Annotated in this window: 1 protein-coding gene; it reads left to right on the top strand. The window is 62.2% G+C overall.

The window, feature by feature from the left end:
- A partial coding sequence (locus tag CRD60_RS08485) for an aminotransferase class I/II-fold pyridoxal phosphate-dependent enzyme (RefSeq protein ID WP_113860803.1) occupies nucleotides 1–320 on the top strand: 320 nt, incomplete at both ends.

The raw sequence follows: 320 nt of genomic DNA on the forward strand, positions 1-320 counted from the left end.
GGTGTGACCTACACCCGTGAGCAGCTGGAGGCCCTGGCAGTCGTGGCCCGCAGGCACGACCTAATCGTCCTGTCCGATGAGATTTACTCCGAACTCACCTACGAGGGCGCCCATGTCTCCATGGGCGAGGTGCTGCCTGAGCGGACCATCGTGCTCAACGGTGTGTCCAAATCCCACGCGATGACAGGGTGGAGGATCGGAATTGCTGCCGGACCGGCTGATCTGATAGAGCAGGTCGGCAAGGTCAGTGAATTCTCGATCACCTGCGCGACGGCGAACGCCCAGTATGCGGCCCTTGAGGCTTTCGCCAACGGCCGCGA

Source organism: Bifidobacterium aemilianum (assembly GCF_003315635.1).
GTDB lineage: Bacteria > Actinomycetota > Actinomycetes > Actinomycetales > Bifidobacteriaceae > Bifidobacterium > Bifidobacterium aemilianum.